The sequence below is a fragment of the Solibacillus sp. FSL W7-1436 genome, assembly GCF_038007305.1.
Lineage (GTDB): Bacteria > Bacillota > Bacilli > Bacillales_A > Planococcaceae > Solibacillus.
Map to the genome: position 1 here is coordinate 2,104,707 of NZ_JBBOWV010000001.1, position 18,798 is coordinate 2,123,504.

Sequence of the window (18,798 nt, forward strand, 5' to 3'; positions counted from 1 at the left end):
TTTCTAATAAGAGAAGCTTATTTTCTAATAAACACGAAAAAGTTCTAATAAGTCGGTCGTTTTCTAATAAGAAGTTAGTTTCTTCTAATAAGTGTGCTTCATTTTCAAATATCTCTGTTCAAAGTTCAAATAAGTAAGTCGGAACTTCTAATATAGGGGTTGATTGTTCTAATAAACTATTTAATGCGAACAAACAGACGCGTTATGGGCTTAGATATAGTTGAACTTACAACCGTAATACATGAAATTGCTAATATCGCTATCGGAAGTTCTAATAAAGGGTAGAAATCATCAAATATGTTTAACAATTTTTCTAATAAAATTGGTTAAGGTCAATAAGATATCTACTGTAAGTTCTCATCTACATAAAACGAAAACTAATGTATAATTATGCTAATCAGTTTAAGAGGAAGGATTGAAATTAAATGAAGAAGTTACTATATGGCTCAATTCTTACAGCGGTACTAGTGGTTATTTCAAGTTTTGTAGTAAATGCCCATTCTGTACAGGCATCTGCAAATCCATTTACCGATGTAAAAGAAACAAACTCACATGCAAATGCAATTGTCTCTCTATATAATGAAGGAATTATTACAGGTGTAACGAGCAAAACGTATGAACCGGGTAAATCGGCAACGCGCGGGGATGCGGCATTATATTTAGCAAATGCCTTAAATCTGCAAAATAGTACCGCCCCAAATCCAGGTTTTAAAGATGTCCCAACCTCAAGCAAATATTATAAAGCGATTGCTGCATTAAACAAAGCAGGTATTGTGAATGGCTATGGCGATGAATTCCGCCCAGATGCAACCTTGACTCGTTCACAGATCGCGAAAATGTTAACGATCGGTTTTGAATTGGAGCAATCTACTACTGCAAAGACGAAATTTAACGATGTCAATAAATTAGCAGATACTGCAACGAGAAAGTACATTCAAACATTAGTAGATTACGGAATTACGAAAGGCACGACAGCTACAACATTCAGCCCGAATATGAAATTAACACGCGCCCAGTTAGCGACATTTTTATATAATGCTATCGAAGCAACTTCAGATGACTTTATTGTTATTGGTGTAGAGTAGTAGAGATTTTTATGCACTTGAGGCTTGTATAGGCTTCAAGTGTTTTCTTTTGGGGAATTTTGAGATAAAGGTAATGAGGCAAGCAGAAAAGAAAAGTAGATAGTTTATCTGAGAAATGAGTAAGTTTGTGCCGGAAAGTAGAGCAAGACACATAGAAAGTAGAAACTCTCAGTAAAAAGTAGAACCACCTCCGTACTTCAACCCAACTTCCCAATAAAGAAATACCTACTAAAGGAAGCGAGATTTACCATCGCCTCACAACAGGTAGCATGCTACACTTACTTTGTGTATTACTATTCTATTAAAAATTGTACATTTCAGTGAAATATATGGCAATATTCGGTATAATTTATACGTTAATGAAATAAAAGGAGGAAATCTGTCGAATGTTTAAAATAAAATCAGCCCTGTTAGCCTCGCTACTATTTTTATCCACAGCGCTACCAACCGCAACATATGCAAATGTACAAGGCACAGTTGAAGCTGAAAATTCATCAGTACAAAACTCAACCACTACTACGACTGAAACTACGGATTCCGGTAATAATCCAGTAGTTCAAGAGGAAACGGTTAAAGAGGAAAAGGATGCGGAATCTATTTCTGCAGACGAAAATGCTGAACAGACACCGTCAACACCTGCTCAGCCAGAAGAACCACAGACAGAAACATCTCCGGAAAACGAGATATCAGACGAACAAGATTCTCCGGCAAATACTGAACAGCCTGCAGATGATGAGTCATCAGATCAACCAGTGACTCAGCCGCTAACAGGCCAGAAATTAACGGTTAAGCAAAAGCTTGCGGATGTACCGGATAGTTTCTGGGCTAAAAATGAAGTGATGCAACTTGTAGAAATGGGCGTTATCGGTGGTTATCCGGATGCACAGTTCCGTCCAAATCTTAATATAAACCGTGGTCAGGCAGCAAACCTGTTTAAAGGTGCATTAAAGCTTCCGGACGGTAAATATCAGAACAAGTTTTCGGATGTAAGTACGAAATCAAGCTATTTACTAGGTGTGTTTTCTACATATGAAGCTGGTATTTTCGGTGGTAAACCAGATGGACGTTTCGGCGTAGCGGATGCGTTAACACGTGAACAGATGGCGACAACTTTAGTACGTGCATTTGATTTGAAAGACACAGGTAAAGAACTGACGTTTAAAGACTGGAACAGAATCAGTGAGTCACACCGCGAAAATGTTAAAATTTTAGCGCAGCACGGGATTACTACAGGTCGTGAAGATGGCACTTTTGATCCGAAAGCAACGGTCAACCGTGTGACATTCTCGGTAATGCTTCATCGTGCACTTGTCGCAACAAATAAAATTGCGAAAAACGAATATAAAGTACAAGCAGCAGAAGTATCCAGTAATTTTAAAAACAATCGTGAAGAAATGAACTTTGCACAAGTAACATCTGATGCAAACCCGCTCTATCTTCGTTCAACAGCAACAATTGTATTTAAAGGGACAACTACAGAAACTTACGGTGTTGCAAAAGATACTGTTTATAATTATGCAGTCGGAAACCAAGGAGCAACAGTTAAAGTAACGGTTCGTGCTTTGGAAAACGGAGATGACTTTGTATTTACAACATTGACGAACAAGGGGAAATCAAAACTGACTGTGGACTTATTCCATAAAGCAACGAATGTAACGAATTTCCGTCTATATCGTTATGATCGTTTCCCAATCGAAAAAAATTCGGCCGATGTATTTGGCTTTGACTCGTCATCATACCCGACAGGATTATTACGTATTATGGAGAACGAAAAGCTGTCGACAGAGCGTATGGTCGGACAGGCATATCGTTCAAAACAATTAACACAAAGCTATAAAGATACTGGCGGTACAAGCTACATGCGTGATCTGGAATCCGAGTACGAAGCATATTCACAAGCTTGGCTTGGCGAAGATTTATTCAGCTACTATACACTGGTTTCGAACGGCAACGATATTGTTGATACTTGGTATATGAATTCAAATGAACGTTTATTTGAAACAGACGAAAATATGAATGGCTGGATGCTTGAAAGCGCGATTAACTATAAAAAGCGTAACAACTGGTACACTGCTGAAGGTCCATACAATAAAATGGCGACTACTACAGAGCCAATGCCGAAATCTTTCCAAGGATTCGGGCGTAACCTGCTGTTAGTAAAAGAAGACCGAGCACTAGTTTTGTTGAAAGAACAGGGCGATCGTTATTTTGCAAACTTAGTGAAAAACTCGTTCATTAACCTGGATAAATTTAAAGATGACGATGCTACTTACTGGAAAACAGAAGTAACGAGTACGTATTTGAAAAACTTATTTGGCATTACAGCGCCATTTATCGATACAAGATTCAATGAGCAGATTGCGTTATTCTACTATAACTCCGGTGCAGAATTTAATATTCCGAATTATAAAGAACCGTTACGCAATTATGCGAATCTATTAGCATCGCGTAAACAGGCGGGCCATGTCATTAATGTTGCAAATGATGCTTATTATATTTCGGATTATTTCCCTGTGAATCAGCAGGTGACAACACATGCATCGATGAACCATGTACTTGGTGGCATGAATGTGCTGTTGTTGGCCTATAAAGAATTCAAGGATCCTAAATATTTAGAAGCGGCAAAATCGATTAGCCGCGCATTACAAATTGAGAAGAATAAGTGGATCCGTTCAAACGGAGATATTTGGTACCGTGTAAATCCAAAAGGTGAATTTGCCGGCGATGATTATAAGCATTTAACGCTTGAAGATCTGATTAACTCTTATAAATACTGGAAAGATATAGATCCAACACAACTGCCGGTATTTGAAGAGATGCTCATTTCAAAAGCAAACTATTTATCGAAAAATCGTTTAGGCCACACATACAAAATCAAAAATGGTCTGGAAGAAATCGGAATGTCCCAGTATTTACCTGCGGGTAAATTATATACAGACGCATTATAATGAGAGATCACTCTATTCTTTAATGGATAGAGTGGTTTTTTTTATAGGGGAAATCTCGAATCTGGGATTGCCGATTAACTCTTGAAAGTGACGATTACTTGATATCGAATGACTATAATACGTATTAAAGTGACTAATAAGCACATAGCTGTGACTAATAAGAACGTAACTATGACTAATAAGTACAAAGTTATGACTAATAAGTACATAGCTGTGACTAATAAGTATGTAACTATGACTAATATGTTTTGTTAATTGTCTAATAAAATTTCCAAGTCACATACATTACAATAAATTTTGCGAAATAGCATTTCCTTTTGAGGAATTTAGCATTTGAAGATTCTACATCATACACTTCCTTATCCAAAGGTTCATTTTCGCTAAACTCTGTTCCTTTCATATAAACTAACAACCTGAGAAAATATGCCGATAATTAACCTAGGATTATGAACAAACTTGAAGCACTACCCATGAAGGAAGGGATAAAACGATGAAGAAAAACTTGAAGGTTGGGTTGATGGCTGGGCTTTTGATTACTCCGGCAATTATCGCACAAGCTGGTGAGGCAGAAGCGAGTGAAACACCGACTCCGTACAATGTCGTAGCTTCAGTTACTGCGGAAGAGTTATTGAACAGTTTTAAAGCAGCCAATGAAGAATCCGCAAGTGCGACATTAACTCAGGAAAGAACTATTTATAATACATATAAAGATAATGAAACATTTGCAGATATCATGCCCCTGATCGATGCCAAACTGACATATTTAGAAAAATACATGCAGCTTAAACAAGATGCAGCACAAGTGAAAATATTAGTTTCAAAGTTAACGAATACAAACAATAGCTTAGTTGCAGACACACAAGCAGTACAGGAGGCACTTGAAAATCTATATGTACATTTGGAAAATACAGGCACGGAGTTAAGCAATGCAGTAAACGGGAATGCCGGTACGTTTTTGGAAACATTACTGTATTACGACGGAAATGGCCAAACGGATTTCATTAACAAATATGTTACATTAGCATCTTTAAGTCATCTGCAATCTTTTGAAGAACAAACGACAGCCATTGAGCAATTTATTGAAAATTACATCAGTCCGGTCACAACATTAACGGCACAGGAGGCATTTAGTAAGGAAAGCTATATTAGCGCTGTAGCTAATGCCCGTACAGCATTTAATGAAATAACAGATCCGGCATTTAAAAGTGTATTGAAAATTCAATTGGCTGAGAGTGATTCAGGAATCGAACAATTTATAAAAAATGCGGAAAATGATATTAAAAAGGCACAAACGGTTGAAGATAAAATTATAGATTTAGTAGAAGAGCCGCCAACTGCTACAACCTTTAATTCGAAAGTAAATGGTCTTGTTAAAGAATATGGGCAATTATCCGATGTTCAAAAAAAACTCGTACCAAACGCGGATGAATTAAAACCATATGAAAATGTATTAAATGTAGTAAATGAAATTGCAAGAATTTCTAAGTTACAAGCAAATACTGAAGAATTCCGTGAAGCGGCGGAAAATGCAGCGGAACTATATAATGCCCTTGATCCATTGGATACACGATTTGTAGTGAATTTTGACAAATTACTAGAAATACAAGCGGCAATTGAAAATGCAAAAAAAGTTGAAACAGATATAGTAAAGATTGATTCAGCAAAATATGAAGAAAAAAGCTCAATTGTTGCAGATGCAAGAGCTGCGTATAATGCATTACCAACAAATGAGCGTAAATATGTATTAAAAGAATTATTGGATTTCCTTACGTCATGGGAAAAATCAACGGCAACCGCGGCAACGATCAATAAACAAATTGATGCGATCAAAACAGATGTATTGGAAAATCTGGATAATGAAAAGCTGACGGACACGAAAAAGCGCTCAACAGTCACTTCATTTATCACAAAGGTGCGTACTGCGGAATCTTCGTATGCCAAAATTAAGGACAATGAGGAGCTTGTCACAAATCGTGCTAGTCTTGAAGCTTTAATCCCGATAATAAAAATTGCCGATCAAGTAGTGAGTTTGAATGTCACGAGCATTACTTATGCGGAAGATTTAGTATCCATGGAAAATAAGTTAAACGAATGGGATTCCTTAAAAGAAGCGATTCCTTCAAATGATGCAGCAAATATCGAAAAGCTTCATCAATTTTTAACATCCTATGTGCGATTACAAAAAGAGGAACAATCTATCGCAGCAAAATTGGAAGCGGATATTCTTGTCTTCCAAAATGCAGAATTTGTTGATTTCCAGCAAATCGATGCAACCCGCGAAAAATATAATGCCTTATCTGCAAATGGCAAACGGTTAGTAAAAAATATTAAAGTACTAACAGAGATCGAAAACGCGAACAAGGCAGTATTAAAAACAATTCAGGCAATCAGTAAAATTGATGTAACGGCAAAAGATTTTACACGTAAAACGACTGCAGCGGAAACTTCCTTTAATAAACTGGCAGAGCCTTTGCAAGGGCTTGTCTACAATAGAGATAAACTAGTTGAGCTGTTGCCGTTCGCAAAGCTGATGCTGGAAATTGATGCAATTCGCCCGACATCAGCAGATTTTATAGTTAGTCTAATAAAAGTGAAAAATAATTTTCAAAAGATACTAGAGGACTATACTGCTCCGGCAGAGCCAGTTACGGATCTGGAAAATATTCAATTAAGACTCTTTACTGAATACGGAAAAAAAGTAAAGGACTATGAAGCGATTGTTTCAGATGCATTTTCAATGGAAAGCCGAATCGATACACTGCAAACGAAATCCGGTGAAGCGTTCATCACCGATTTAGCTGAGGTATTGGCTGTTTATAAAAAACTGGATTCTGCAACGAAACGCAATGTCGGAAATTCAAAAGTTTTAACGGAGCTTGAACGGGACTATAAAGCATCATTGAAAGTAATCGATCTTATTGAAAAGCTGCCCGTGCATACGGAACGTAATTATCCAACAAAAGTAGCGGCAGCAAAAAAAGCGTATGACCGGCTGACGGAAAAGCAAAAGCAAGATGTTTATAATTATGGTTCGAATTTGGACAATATTTTAAGGGTTGCAGATTTAATCAATCGCATTGAAAAGCTGCGTGTCGGCTCAAAAACATATGAAGCGGATGTCACGGCAATTCGTGCGGAATATGAAGTGTTGACTGCAGCAGAGCAAGAACTCGTGCATAATATTACGAAACTAGCAGCTGCAGAAAAAGGTGTTTCTGATGCCAAGCAAGTAATCGCACTCATTGATGCAGCTCTTCCTATGACAGAGAATTATATCCAAAAACTGATTGATGCGCGAAACAGCTATGATAGTCTGGCTAAATCAGATCAGCGGCTAGTAACGAACTACAAAGACTTGACGACTCGCGAGCGCGGCGTAAAACCGGTATTAAAACTGGATAATGATATTTTAGCGTTGGATCCGTCGAATGCACGTACATTTATTTCTAAATATAAATCGGCTGAAAAAGCATATGAAAAACTGACGATGTCTGAACGCTCACTGCTTATCAACAGCGAAAAGTTATTAGGAGATCTTACGAAAGTATATAATGTAGTAAATGCGATCAATTCGATTAAGCCGACGAGCAAAACATTCGTAGAAGAGACGGCAGCAGCGAGAGCGTCATATAACGAACTGCCGGCTGAGTTAGCAGTACAAGTATCGAATTTACCGACACTGCTGGATCATGAGCTGAATGTGGAAGGCGGCGCAAAGGTGGATGCAATGATCCGCGCATTAAATGCAGCATCGGCAAATGAATTTATCGCCAAAATTAAAGAGGCGCGTGAAGCCTATAAATCGTTAAGTTCTGCCAACAAAAAAGGCGTGACCCTCGAATATGAATTAAAAGAGCAGGAAAAGTACATTAAACCGATCGAAGCGGCAATAAAAGCAATTGATGGCCTAAGCAATCCAAGAAATGATTTGAGCCGTCAATTCAATACAGTGAATAACGCTTTAAAAAAATTGGATGATCAGCAAAAAGAGTACGTAACAAATATCGACCAATACTCAAACTTATCCAATGTGATCCATGTCTATACACTCATTGCCGGTTTGAAGCCAAGCGACAAGTACTATCAAGGAAATATGGAAGCCGCAAAGCTTGCATATGACAAGTTGTCGGAAGAAGAAAAACTGAAGGTTACAAACTATTACAAATTACAGCAGGCTGTACTTGATATGACGGAAGTGCAAAAAGTAACGTCAATCATTGCTTCTTTAAATGCTTCATCAAGCAGTTTTGAAACAGATGTAATAAATGCGGTGGCAGCTTATAAAGCACTTCCTTCTGGTTCGAAGCGTCAAGTACTGAACTATTCTGATCTTGTGCAGGCCGAAAAAGATTTAAAAGCGGCGGAGCGTGTCATGAAGCAAATAGAGGATCTGGATCCATCTTTAAGAACATATGCTTCAAGAGCGAAGTCAGCGAAAACAGCATACGAACGCCTGACAATTAACCAAAAATCGTTAGTGAAAAATTACAATAAACTGCAGGCCGCTATTTTTGAATTAGGGTTGTAATTATAATGGAAATACTATAATTTAATAACTGTACTCCAAAAGGTAGAATGGAAAATCTGCCTTTTGGGGTATTTTTTAGTGTAAAATGATAAGAAAGCAAATCGCATATTTATAGAAAATAAGAGTGGTTCCTATCGAATTTGGCATGAAATTTCTATTTCATGGCTTTTAAGTTAGTTGCAAAGTTTTCTGGTAAGAGAAAAGTAATTAATCCATTGTATAATAATAGAAAATGGACTGATAGGGGGGATTTGATGAAACGGGTTTTAATTATGGGGTCCGTCATTGCTTGTTTATTACATGCACCATCTTCTGAGGTTTATGCAAATACGTCTCCAACTTTTACTGATGTGAAAAGTACGTATTGGGCAGCACCTGTAATATATGAGCTGGTTGAAAAAGGATTTATGGAAGGTTATACAGACGGTACATTCAAACCGAACAGAACGACGACTCGTGCTGAGGCGGCAGGGATTATTGCAAGAACGATGGGCGTACCATTAACGACTGACTTTGTCCCGAATTTTACGGATGTCCCTACTGATCATCGTTATTATAAAGAGATTTGTAAACTGGCGGAATTGGGGATTATTCAAAACGCTAGTGAGTTTCATCCTGAAGACCCTTTAAAACGTGCGCATATTTCAAAAATGATTGCCCTTGCCTATGCAGTTGAAGTCGATCAGAAAAACAAGACATCTTTTAAGGATTTACCTAAAAACTATTGGGCAAAAGATTATATTGAATCACTGGCAGATGTGGAAATTGTAAAAGGAAAAACTGCAAAAACTTTTGAACCGAATGAATTTGTTACCCGTGCTCATGTAGCTGCACTCACAATGCGCGGTATGGAGTTTAAGGAAAAGGTAAAAAATTTGGATGTAGTATATGACTTTCTGCAAAAGGATTATATTGATACAGTAAATCATCATAAACAGTGGGAGAAAAAAATATTGGACCTTGTTAACGAGGAACGAGCTGCAAAAGGACTTTCTCCACTTATGCAGGACAAGAAGTTAACCCAGATTGCTATTATTAAAGTGAAGGATATGCTGAAGCGCAATTATTTTGAACATAATTCACCTTTTTACGGCAATCCGTGGGATTTAGCGATGTTATTCGATTATGAGTATACAAGCTATGGAGAAAATTTAGCCCGAAACTTCGAGTCACCGGAAACAACGGTAAAGGCTTGGATGGCTTCACCGAAACATCGTGACAATATTTTAAAAGAAGTATATACACATATGGGTATCGGCATTGAGCAATCTAAAAATGGGAAATATTATGTAGTTCAACATTTTTCTAGTAAATGAACTGGTAAATACTAGTACCTTACATTACAGTAATGTTACAAGTTTTATTTCATTAATATAAATATTCTATAAAAAACACCGAATCTCTGCGTAAATACTGAGATTCGGTGTTTTCTGTTTTTATATCAAAATACTAGAAACTGTTACACAAGTGAAAAATAATATCACAAATATATATGTTACCCTGTTATTAGGTTAAATAAACATGAACAAACAAGTTTTACGTTATGTTATACCTCGAATATTCATCGCGAGGCCTATTTTGAAGGGAGTTCCATTTTAAAGTGAAAAAGAAAATCTTATTACCGATCTTTGCAACTTTCATGATTTTTTCAGGTGTAGGGATGGGTTCGAATAATACAGCACAAGCAGCATCAGTTTCAGAATTAACAGCAACAGCTTCTAAATATATCGGTGTACCATACGTTTATGGAGGAACAACAGCACGCGGGTTAGATTGCTCTGGATTTACTCAATTAGTATTCAAGCAATTAGGCTTTGACTTAAACCGTACAGCAGCTGCTCAATATAAACAAGGTAGTGCCGTTTCAAAATCAGATTTACAACCAGGCGATTTAGTATTCTTTAATACAACTGGTAAAACAGCTTCTCACGTTGGTATCTCATTAGGAGGTAATAAATTCGTTCACGCTGGTACAAGCACAGGCGTTACTGAAGCAAGTTTAACTTCTTCTTACTGGGCGAAGCGTTATAACGGAGCAAAACGCGTAGCAAGCTTTGGAGAAAGTCAAAAAGTAGTTGCAGCAGTTTCTTCAGTTGAAAAAGAAGAAGTAAAAGATTCAGCAATCGATTTCACGGTTTATGCATCACGTGGTGAAGTAGCAATTCAATTAGCAAAAACATTAGGTTTAGATACATCTGATACAAATTCACCATTTACAGATATTAAATCATCATCAAAATATGCAGGTGCAGCAACTGCACTTTATAAATTAGGCGTTTTCACTGGTGACGAAGGTAAGTTCAATCCAGCTTCACCATTAACACGTGCTCAAATGGCTAAAGTATTAGTAAAAGCATTTGACTTAAAAATGAAGCAAGATACTTTAAACTTCACAGATGTACCAACATCTCACTGGGCACATAACGACATCTCGATCTTAGCATCGAACGGCATTACAGTAGGTAAAGGTGACGGCACATTCGGTACAAACGATAACGTTATGTTAAAACATTTAACAGCTTTCATTAACCGTCTACAATAATAAGATTGGCAATAACCAATACTTAATGAATAAAAATTAGTAACTTCTACATATCTCATTAGATATCCACCTTGCAGGGAAGTACTTACTAATAGTTGTTGAAACACAGACAAATTTGTCTGTGTTTCTTTTTTGTTGTGGGACTTGGGCTGTGTGCTGCTTTATAGCCAATGGGGGAGAGAAAGTGGAAATAATTTCGACTGAAGTAGAAAGCTGAAATTTAAATAGAAGATTTCCGAATGAAGGTAGAAACTTTTCCATCAAAAGTAGAACGTTTGCCAGGGGAAGAGGAAGCTGCAGTTCATAATGTGGAACAATTCAGATCGAAAGTAGAAAGCGGTAACCTTATTAGAAGTTCTCTAAATAAAGGTAGAAACTTTCCTATCAAAAGTAAAACGTTTGCCAGGTGAAGTGGAAGCTATAGCTAAAAATGTAGAACATTTCATACCTAAAATAGAACGCGCACATATATTAGCCAATTCCAGACTAAAATTAGAACCACTTTCATCTATAACAGAATCTCTCATCTCTTATATGAAAAATATCATATTCTACTCCCTGTAAACTAGAAAAATATTAAGTTTCTTGCTTTGTACATATTAATTTTATGAATAATTTGGTAAAATGGGAACTATCTAATAGAGGGGAGGATTTTAACATTGTCTTTGCGCAATCTTGTCGTGACGGTGACAATCATCTTCATGGCAATGTTCCAATTGAATACGGCATATGCTAGTACAAGCTTTGCCGATGTCCCTTCTTCAAACGGGGCGTATAATGAAATTAACTATTTAGTAAATGCGGGGGTTATAAAAGGGTATACGGAAAATGGTAAAACTCTTTATAAACCGAATGCCCATGTAACCCGGGGCCAAGCTGCTAAAATGGTCGTTGTTGCAACGAATAACAAGCCTTTAACTGTTAAAAAGTCTTCTTTTTCTGATGTTAAGTTGGGAACAGAACTTTCAGGCTTTGTAGAAAGTGCGGTACAGTTAGGATTTTTCTCTGAGCAATCGAAAGGGAAATTTGCACCGAATACACCTTTAACACGAGAAGAAATGAGTAAAGTACTGGCCATTGCTTTTAAATTAAACACGGCTCAAACAGAAATGCTGGAAATTCCATTTAATGATATTAAACCGACGTATGGCTATTATCCATACATCGCAGCTATATACTTTAACGGAATTACAGTGGAAGCTGAAAAATATAATCCGAAAAATTCGGTAACACGTGCACAGTTCGCTTCATTTATCGCTCGTGCCTCTTCGGAAAAATACCGTTTGCCATTACCTGTTCAAGGGGTGAACGTTCCGGATGTTTCGGCAGCAATTGCTTCTGCTAAAGCAAATGTAAATAATTTAAATGTCCGCACATCTGCATCTTCTTCAAATGCATCAAATATTTTGGCAAAAGTAAATACAGGCGCATCGTTTGCCGTTTACGAAATTCAGAAGGACGGTTGGCTGAAGGTTTCCCATGAAGGACGCTATGCCTATGTTTACAAGGATTATGTAGATTTTTTAGATGAATCCGGCAAGCAGCTTAACAAAGTGCAAAAACATGTTTACGCATCGGGCAATATTCAGGCATATGAAAAGCGTGATGTCGCTTCAAATAGTGTAAGTCCGATTGCAGCAAAAGAGAAAATTGCCGTTTATAATACGATTGGCAATTGGTATGTTACGCTGGTAAATGGTTTACCTGCATATGTACGAATTTCTCAAACCGAGGATTCATTGCAGACAGAACCAGTTTCACCTCCAGTAGTGGAACCGGAAAAACCGGTAGTGGAAGAGGAGACTAATATACCGAAACCTCCTGCGGAAAATAGCGGTGAAAAAGAACAGCCTGTTACGCCGCCGCAACAGCTATTGACGAATACGGTTGGTAAAGCGACAGTTGATGCGTTGCAAATTCGTGAGTCTGCTTCAGGTACTTCACGTTCGCTTGGTCAAATTAAGCGAGGTACACTAGTGGAAGTGCATTCGGTATCAGGCAGCTGGGCTAAAATCACGTATAACGGAGTTAACGGCTATATTAATAAAACCTATTTACAGCTTCTTAATCAAAAAGGACCTGCTGTAAAAGATCGTATTATTGTTCTTGATCCAGGTCATGGCGGTAAAGATCCTGGTGCTGTCAAAAGTAATGCACGTGAAAAGGAAATCGTTCTAAAAGTTGCAAATCTAGTAAAGCAAAAACTTGAAAAAGATGGTGCGACAGTAAAAATGACGCGTTCTGGTGATACATATCCTAGCTTAGAGGATCGTGTTCGATACGCTAAAAATGAGAACGGTGAAATTTTTATCAGTCTACATGCGAATGCCGCAGCAAAGGAATCAGCAAATGGAACGGAAACGTTCTACAGTGTTACTTCCAATGCAAATGAAAAAGAAGATTTAGCGTTGGCAACAGCTATTAATAACGAAATTGTTAAAAACGCGAAAATGTACAACCGTGGTGTAAAGCGCGCAGACTATGTTGTTATTAAAGGAAACGTGATGCCTGCTGTTTTAGTGGAGCTAGGTTTCATCACTAACAATGCAGATAGAGAAAAGCTTATATCTGACGAATATGTCGAGATTTTCGCGCAGTCTATTTACAATGGTATTGTGCAGTATTATACGAAATGATTGACTGAGCAGCTTCCTGATCGGAGGGAGTTGCTCGGTTTTTTTGTGATTTTCTAATATGTTCCGTGGAAGTTCTAATATCCTGGGAAATGTTCTAATAAAAGTGCGAAGTTCTAATATAATAGGCACTTCTTCTAATATGTCATTCGGATGTTCTAATAACCTCCCCCAAAGTTCTAATATCCCGTCCGGTCTTCTAATAACCTTTCCAACTTTTCTAATAAACTGCCGCTCTCGAAAGCTTAGTTTGAAAACTGCAAAAAAATCCAGCACTTCTGCAGAAGTACTGGATTAAAAATTAATTTTCTGGAATTAACTGAACTAAATCAGAGCGTACCCAACCGTATTTTGCAGGAGGGTTATTGTCTGACAAAATTTTGTACCATACATAGCCGTCCGTACCTTTCGTTTCCTCAACGATTACGACAGGGTAGCCGAACACGCCTGTTTCACCTACATTTTTCGCTTTATAAGTGAAGTGGACCGGCGATGATGTTGTTGGTTCATTACGCACATTTACAAGATGGCCATTTTCATATGATACGAATGCCAATTTTGCTTGCTTGTAATCCTTTTTACCGAAACGGTTGTCCATGCGATACATATGACCGGCAATTTTACTGCCCCAGAATGGATCTGATGCATAGTGAACATTAATACCGGATGTTTTATTCCCCGGTACTGCACCTTTTGCATAACCACCTGATTGAGGTACGTACTTCAGATTGACATAGCGGTTAATAAAGGCAAGAACACTGTCGTCACGGTTTTTATATACTTGACCTAATGTTGGATCAGTGTCGAACACTTCAATACCAAAGATGTTGTTTTTCGTCAGTGCATTTTTACTTACTCCATAATCACCTTCATGCATTGCTGCAGCTAAAATGAATAGGGCATTGACATTATGTTGCGCTTCCACCTGCTTTAAAAATTTCCCCATCCCGATTAAACGAGATTCAACTGTTGCTTTTGCATATTGAGGGGAAGTTTTAATATCCTTGCGCTCAGTTAATAATGTCATAATCATATTGTCCAGTTCTTCAGCAGTATAGTTTGATGGCTGACGAATCGACTGGAATTGGAAATACGGATAATGTGTACCTACTTTTTTCGTTAATAGAACGTCAGAGTAGAAGTTTACACCATCTTGGCTATAATATTGTGCACCTGGTTTCATAAAGACAGGTGCTTCACTCACTACGTAATTCCCGTAATATTTTTGTGTGATGTGGTTATAAGTACGATGTGTTAAGTAACCACCTTCAGCAAAATAGTAGTCTTGTCCTTTAATTAAGCTTGTTGGTGTTAATGTTACTTCATCAATTTTCGCATAGCCTTTTGTATCCGCTAATTGAACGATTGCATATTGATCATTGCTTCCAATGTATTTAAACTGAGAGCCTTCTACAGCATACGATAACGACTTCGTAAAGTTTTTATCTGAATAGATTGTTACAGTGTTTGCTTTCACATCCGCTGCAGAAGCGATACCTGAAGACATTTTAATGATCTTATCGCCTTTAATAATCAAGTTTGAGCCAGAGCTTTTTAACGCTGATTCAGCTTGTTCGTAATTAAAGTAAACAGTAGAGTTTTTCGTAATTACTCCATTTGAAATTTTACCGACATAATAGATATTCGGGTTTGGAGCAGGCGTTTCCGTCGGTTCCTCACCTTCATTTACAGCAAATTTTTCGATTGTCGTTTGCATACGGAATAAAAATGCTGCGGCATGAGCGATCGTCGCATTGCCTTGTGGTTCAAAGAATACCCCGTTTTTCGTATGTGATCCACGGATAATATTGTAGTAAACGTTTGTAGCTACTGCCGGTTTGAACTGATCACTAATTTTGTTGTTATCTTTAAACGTTAGTGGTTGTCCTTCCAAAGGCACGTTTGAATAACGCAATGCTTTTTCCAAAAGACCTGCCATATGCTGGCGCGTAATTTTTTCGTTTGGACGGAATGTTCCATCAGGATAGCCGCTTAAAATGTTTGAAGCTGCAGCGGCCTGAATTTCACGTGTCAGTTCATTACCAGCTTTTAAATCCTTAAAAGTGTATGTAGACGAATCTGGTAATTTAAGTGCACGAGTAATGTAAGAAGCAAATTCTCCACGCGTTACGGCACGGTTTGGGTTGAAATTTCCTTTACTGTCCGGTCGAATGACATCAAGATTAGACCAGTATGTTAATTCATTTACCATCTGATGGCCTTCTATATCATTCGCATGAGATGTTGATTGTGTTGTAAAAGACAGAGCAACGATAAATGCGAATGCCAGTCCAACTATTTTTTTAAACACAGATTCACGCTCCTTTCCTATATGATGATATTTTACCAATATATGAGCGAGAATCATAGATGAATCCTAATACTTTAGACGTTTGTAATATAAATGTAATTAAAAAGTCCTTTTAAAAATAATTTAAAGATAGGGAAAAATGAGTTAGATAATATATTATTGAAGAAATAAAAAAGAGTGAGCTAGATTTAAGCTCATAACATAGAGGGTTCTTGAAATTGAGGGGAGAGATGAAAGAATAGGGAGCTTCTCAATTTAAAGTGACGCAATTTTTCTTTCTATATAATAAGAATCAATAATAATTACAGGTTCAATGCTTTCGATATTTTTTTAACTTCTTTAGTTAAGTAATGAAGCTGTTCATGAACTTCCTGGAGATCCACGTTATTTTGGCTGTAATTACTGGCCTGCTGTTGTGCTTCCTGCAATGCGAGAGCAGCGGCAAATGTTGAAATCCCTTCCGCTAACGTAGCTAATAAACCGGCCAGCACCTCAAGTGAAGCGGCTTGAATTAATGGATTGTTGTCGATTGGCGGTTCATTGTTTTTCTTACGGCTATTATTATGCAATACTACGACCTCCAAAATAGTGATGTATATATTTTATGGTTTTGAGGAGCAATTATGAATGGCTGGATGGAAATCATTCCGGAAAGTTTTAACTCTCTCTAGTTTATTTAATGGTAAAATCTAGATATATTTGTGCTGATTTTTCCTTTATTAGTAATGCTGGTTATAATGAAAAACATCGGGATTTGTTTAAATGGAAAAGCAAGAGTTTCTTAAAAAGAGCATGACTAGGAAGATTTTGAAGAGAGGCAAAAGTTTTGCCTCTTTTTTAGTGTCTAAAGGACTGAAAAACCATTGATCTGACAATTATTCTAGTAATTTAGGGTGTGTTTTACACTCTCATTGAATTATAATTGTAACCATATTATACTTAAGTTCGTCTTAATCCACATGAGCAAAACTCATCTAAAAAATAGAGAACTACATATAGGAAAGGGTTTGGGACATCTATGAATGACATTTCTGTCAAAATGAATAAAAAAGAGTGGCTCGAAATATTTGGGGCAATTCTTGTACTTGTGGCGGCCATACTGCTTCCGCCTTCGATAGCGCAAATCAGTACAGCGATTTTCTTTGTACTTTTTGCATTTTTTAAGCCATTTCAAAGTTTAGTAATTTTAGTACCGTACGTAATTTTCCGTACATTCTTTATTGAACTGAACCCTGGTCTTAAACTCATCGGCGATTTGATTACGATCGTCGTATTGCTGCGTTTATTTTTACTAAATACGAAGAAATTTAAAACTTGGTTTCATTTCAAACCATTCGAATACTTCTTCTTCGCCTTTTTAATCTTCGGTGCAATCATCGGTTACAAAAACGGTGTATCACTTGGTGCGATTGTCTTCCAACTACGTACATTCGGCGTCATGTATTTGCTGTATTACATTTTAAGTCGTAGTGAACTGCCGAAAAATTTCCTTGTAAAAATAGCATGGATTACTGTATTTTCAGGTGCCGTTATTTTCGTACAGGGGATTGTCGAAAAGCTTTCGATGCGCCAGTTATTAATGCCGGAAGTATGGACGGAAAAAATACTTTCTTCAACAAACTTCGTGCGTGTCTACGGTATGCTGAACAATCCAAACTCATTGGCATTAGTTATGTTCTTTGCCATCGGCGCGGTATTCTTCCTGCGATGGGCATATAAAAACAATGAATTTAAATGGACGTTCCGTATAGCACAGGTCGCTTTCATTGGAATGCTGTTATTGACACTTTCACGCGGTACCTGGATTTCCGCTATCGTATTCATCTTATTCTTTATGCTGCTATCACGTAATTGGCAGTTATTGAAGAGAATTGCCATTTCATTTGTTGTGGCAATTGCGCTTATTTATTTCCCTGTAAACTGGGGAGTATCGTTTTTGCAGAACTTAGGTGTGGAAAATACGGTTGCGCCAGAGGAAATTTCCGGGGGAATCAGTAACCGCTTCACGGAAACATTCTCGGACGACACTTTGGAGCTTATGCAGGAAAGTGGTCGTATGTTCTATATTAAAAAAGGATTTGAAGTGCTGAAAGATTATCCGATTACAGGTGCCGGTTTTGGTACATTCGGTGGTTCGGCGACTTTATCATATGACTCGCCTATTTATGAGGAGTACGGTATCCGTTCTGATATTTACGGAGGGAAAAACTTCTATTCCGATAACCAATATATCCAGGTGATTGCCGAGACAGGAGCAGTCGGAGTTCTATTATTTGCCGGTTTCCTGCTTGCAATGGTATGGATGTACTGGAAAGAACGTAAAACAGTCTTCGGACAATATTTATTCGGGCTATGGTTCGCAACAGGTGTAGCCGGTTTCTTCTATAATATTTGGGAATTAAAAGTATATGTATTATTCTACTTTATCCTCTTTGGAATATTTGCGAGTATGCGCACAATGTATCCAATGCTCAAGCTCAGCGACTACGAAAAACAAAAAGCAGAATAGATCAAGGAACTATCTTCTTAGGAGGATAGTTCTTTTTTTGATTAAAAACATTATGGAATATATATAATTGATTAAAATTATTTAGGATTAACAGGAGTTGATTGGAATGGAGGGCGGCAGACGCCAGCGGGAACAGCGCGAGGGAGAGACTACAGGCTCGAGCCGCGCTCGCGGAAAGCGTCTGCCCGTAATGGAAATCAACGGAATAAATTAGAAGTAATTTAAAAACTAATCTTAAAAGT

Annotated in this window: 9 protein-coding genes; 7 read left to right on the forward strand and 2 right to left on the reverse strand. The window is 37.6% G+C overall.

Going from position 1 to position 18,798, the window contains the following annotated elements; genetic code table 11:
• Positions 1-425 precede the first annotated feature (425 nt).
• The 6 genes from MKX73_RS10415 (at position 426) to MKX73_RS10440 (ending at position 13,739) form a co-directional block, all read left to right on the forward strand.
• The gene (locus MKX73_RS10415) at positions 426-1,085 is read left to right on the forward strand and encodes an S-layer homology domain-containing protein (protein WP_340717367.1); all 660 of its coding nucleotides are present in this window, start codon (positions 426-428) and stop codon (positions 1,083-1,085) included.
• Positions 1,086-1,471: 386 nt separating this feature from the next.
• Positions 1,472-4,033 (forward strand): S-layer homology domain-containing protein, encoded by a 2,562-nt coding sequence (locus tag MKX73_RS10420; RefSeq protein ID WP_340717368.1) that lies wholly within the window; start codon positions 1,472-1,474, stop codon positions 4,031-4,033.
• Positions 4,034-4,523: 490 nt separating this feature from the next.
• Positions 4,524-8,561, forward strand: coding sequence for a hypothetical protein (locus MKX73_RS10425; RefSeq protein ID WP_340717369.1), 4,038 nt, complete (start codon positions 4,524-4,526; stop codon positions 8,559-8,561).
• A gap of 254 nt (positions 8,562-8,815) precedes the next feature.
• Positions 8,816-9,877, forward strand: coding sequence for a CAP and S-layer homology domain-containing protein (locus tag MKX73_RS10430; RefSeq protein ID WP_340717370.1), 1,062 nt, complete (start codon positions 8,816-8,818; stop codon positions 9,875-9,877).
• Between the two features lie 284 nt (positions 9,878-10,161).
• On the forward strand, positions 10,162-11,103 hold the full coding sequence (locus MKX73_RS10435; RefSeq protein ID WP_079524693.1) for a C40 family peptidase: 942 nt from the start codon (positions 10,162-10,164) through the stop codon (positions 11,101-11,103).
• 659 nt (positions 11,104-11,762) lie between these two features.
• Complete coding sequence (locus MKX73_RS10440; protein WP_340717371.1) at positions 11,763-13,739, forward strand: N-acetylmuramoyl-L-alanine amidase; 1,977 nt, start codon at positions 11,763-11,765, stop codon at positions 13,737-13,739.
• A 298-nt stretch (positions 13,740-14,037) separates the two neighbouring features.
• Here the strand turns inward: MKX73_RS10440 and MKX73_RS10445 are convergent, their stop codons facing one another.
• Both MKX73_RS10445 and MKX73_RS10450 read right to left on the reverse strand, forming a co-directional pair.
• Positions 14,038-16,047 (reverse strand): S-layer homology domain-containing protein, encoded by a 2,010-nt coding sequence (locus MKX73_RS10445; protein ID WP_340717372.1) that lies wholly within the window; start codon positions 16,045-16,047, stop codon positions 14,038-14,040.
• 302 nt (positions 16,048-16,349) lie between these two features.
• Positions 16,350-16,616, reverse strand: a complete 267-nt coding sequence (locus tag MKX73_RS10450) for a multidrug ABC transporter ATPase (RefSeq protein ID WP_340717373.1) — start codon at positions 16,614-16,616, stop codon at positions 16,350-16,352.
• Positions 16,617-17,065: 449 nt separating this feature from the next.
• Between MKX73_RS10450 and MKX73_RS10455 the strand changes: the two genes are divergently transcribed.
• A complete protein-coding gene (locus MKX73_RS10455; RefSeq protein ID WP_340717374.1) occupies positions 17,066-18,556 on the forward strand; it encodes an O-antigen ligase family protein in 1,491 nt (496 codons plus the stop codon).
• Positions 18,557-18,798: the final 242 nt, after the last annotated feature.

Excerpts from the sequence above, each read along its gene's own strand:
- MKX73_RS10425 (WP_340717369.1), top strand. The coding sequence starts at position 4,524 with ATGAAGAAAAACTTGAAGGTTGGGTTGATGGCTGGGCTTTTGATTACT.
- MKX73_RS10430 (WP_340717370.1), top strand. The coding sequence starts at position 8,816 with ATGAAACGGGTTTTAATTATGGGGTCCGTCATTGCTTGTTTATTACAT.
- MKX73_RS10455 (WP_340717374.1), top strand. The coding sequence starts at position 17,066 with ATGAATGACATTTCTGTCAAAATGAATAAAAAAGAGTGGCTCGAAATA.
- MKX73_RS10415 (WP_340717367.1), top strand. The coding sequence starts at position 426 with ATGAAGAAGTTACTATATGGCTCAATTCTTACAGCGGTACTAGTGGTT.
- MKX73_RS10420 (WP_340717368.1), top strand. The coding sequence starts at position 1,472 with ATGTTTAAAATAAAATCAGCCCTGTTAGCCTCGCTACTATTTTTATCC.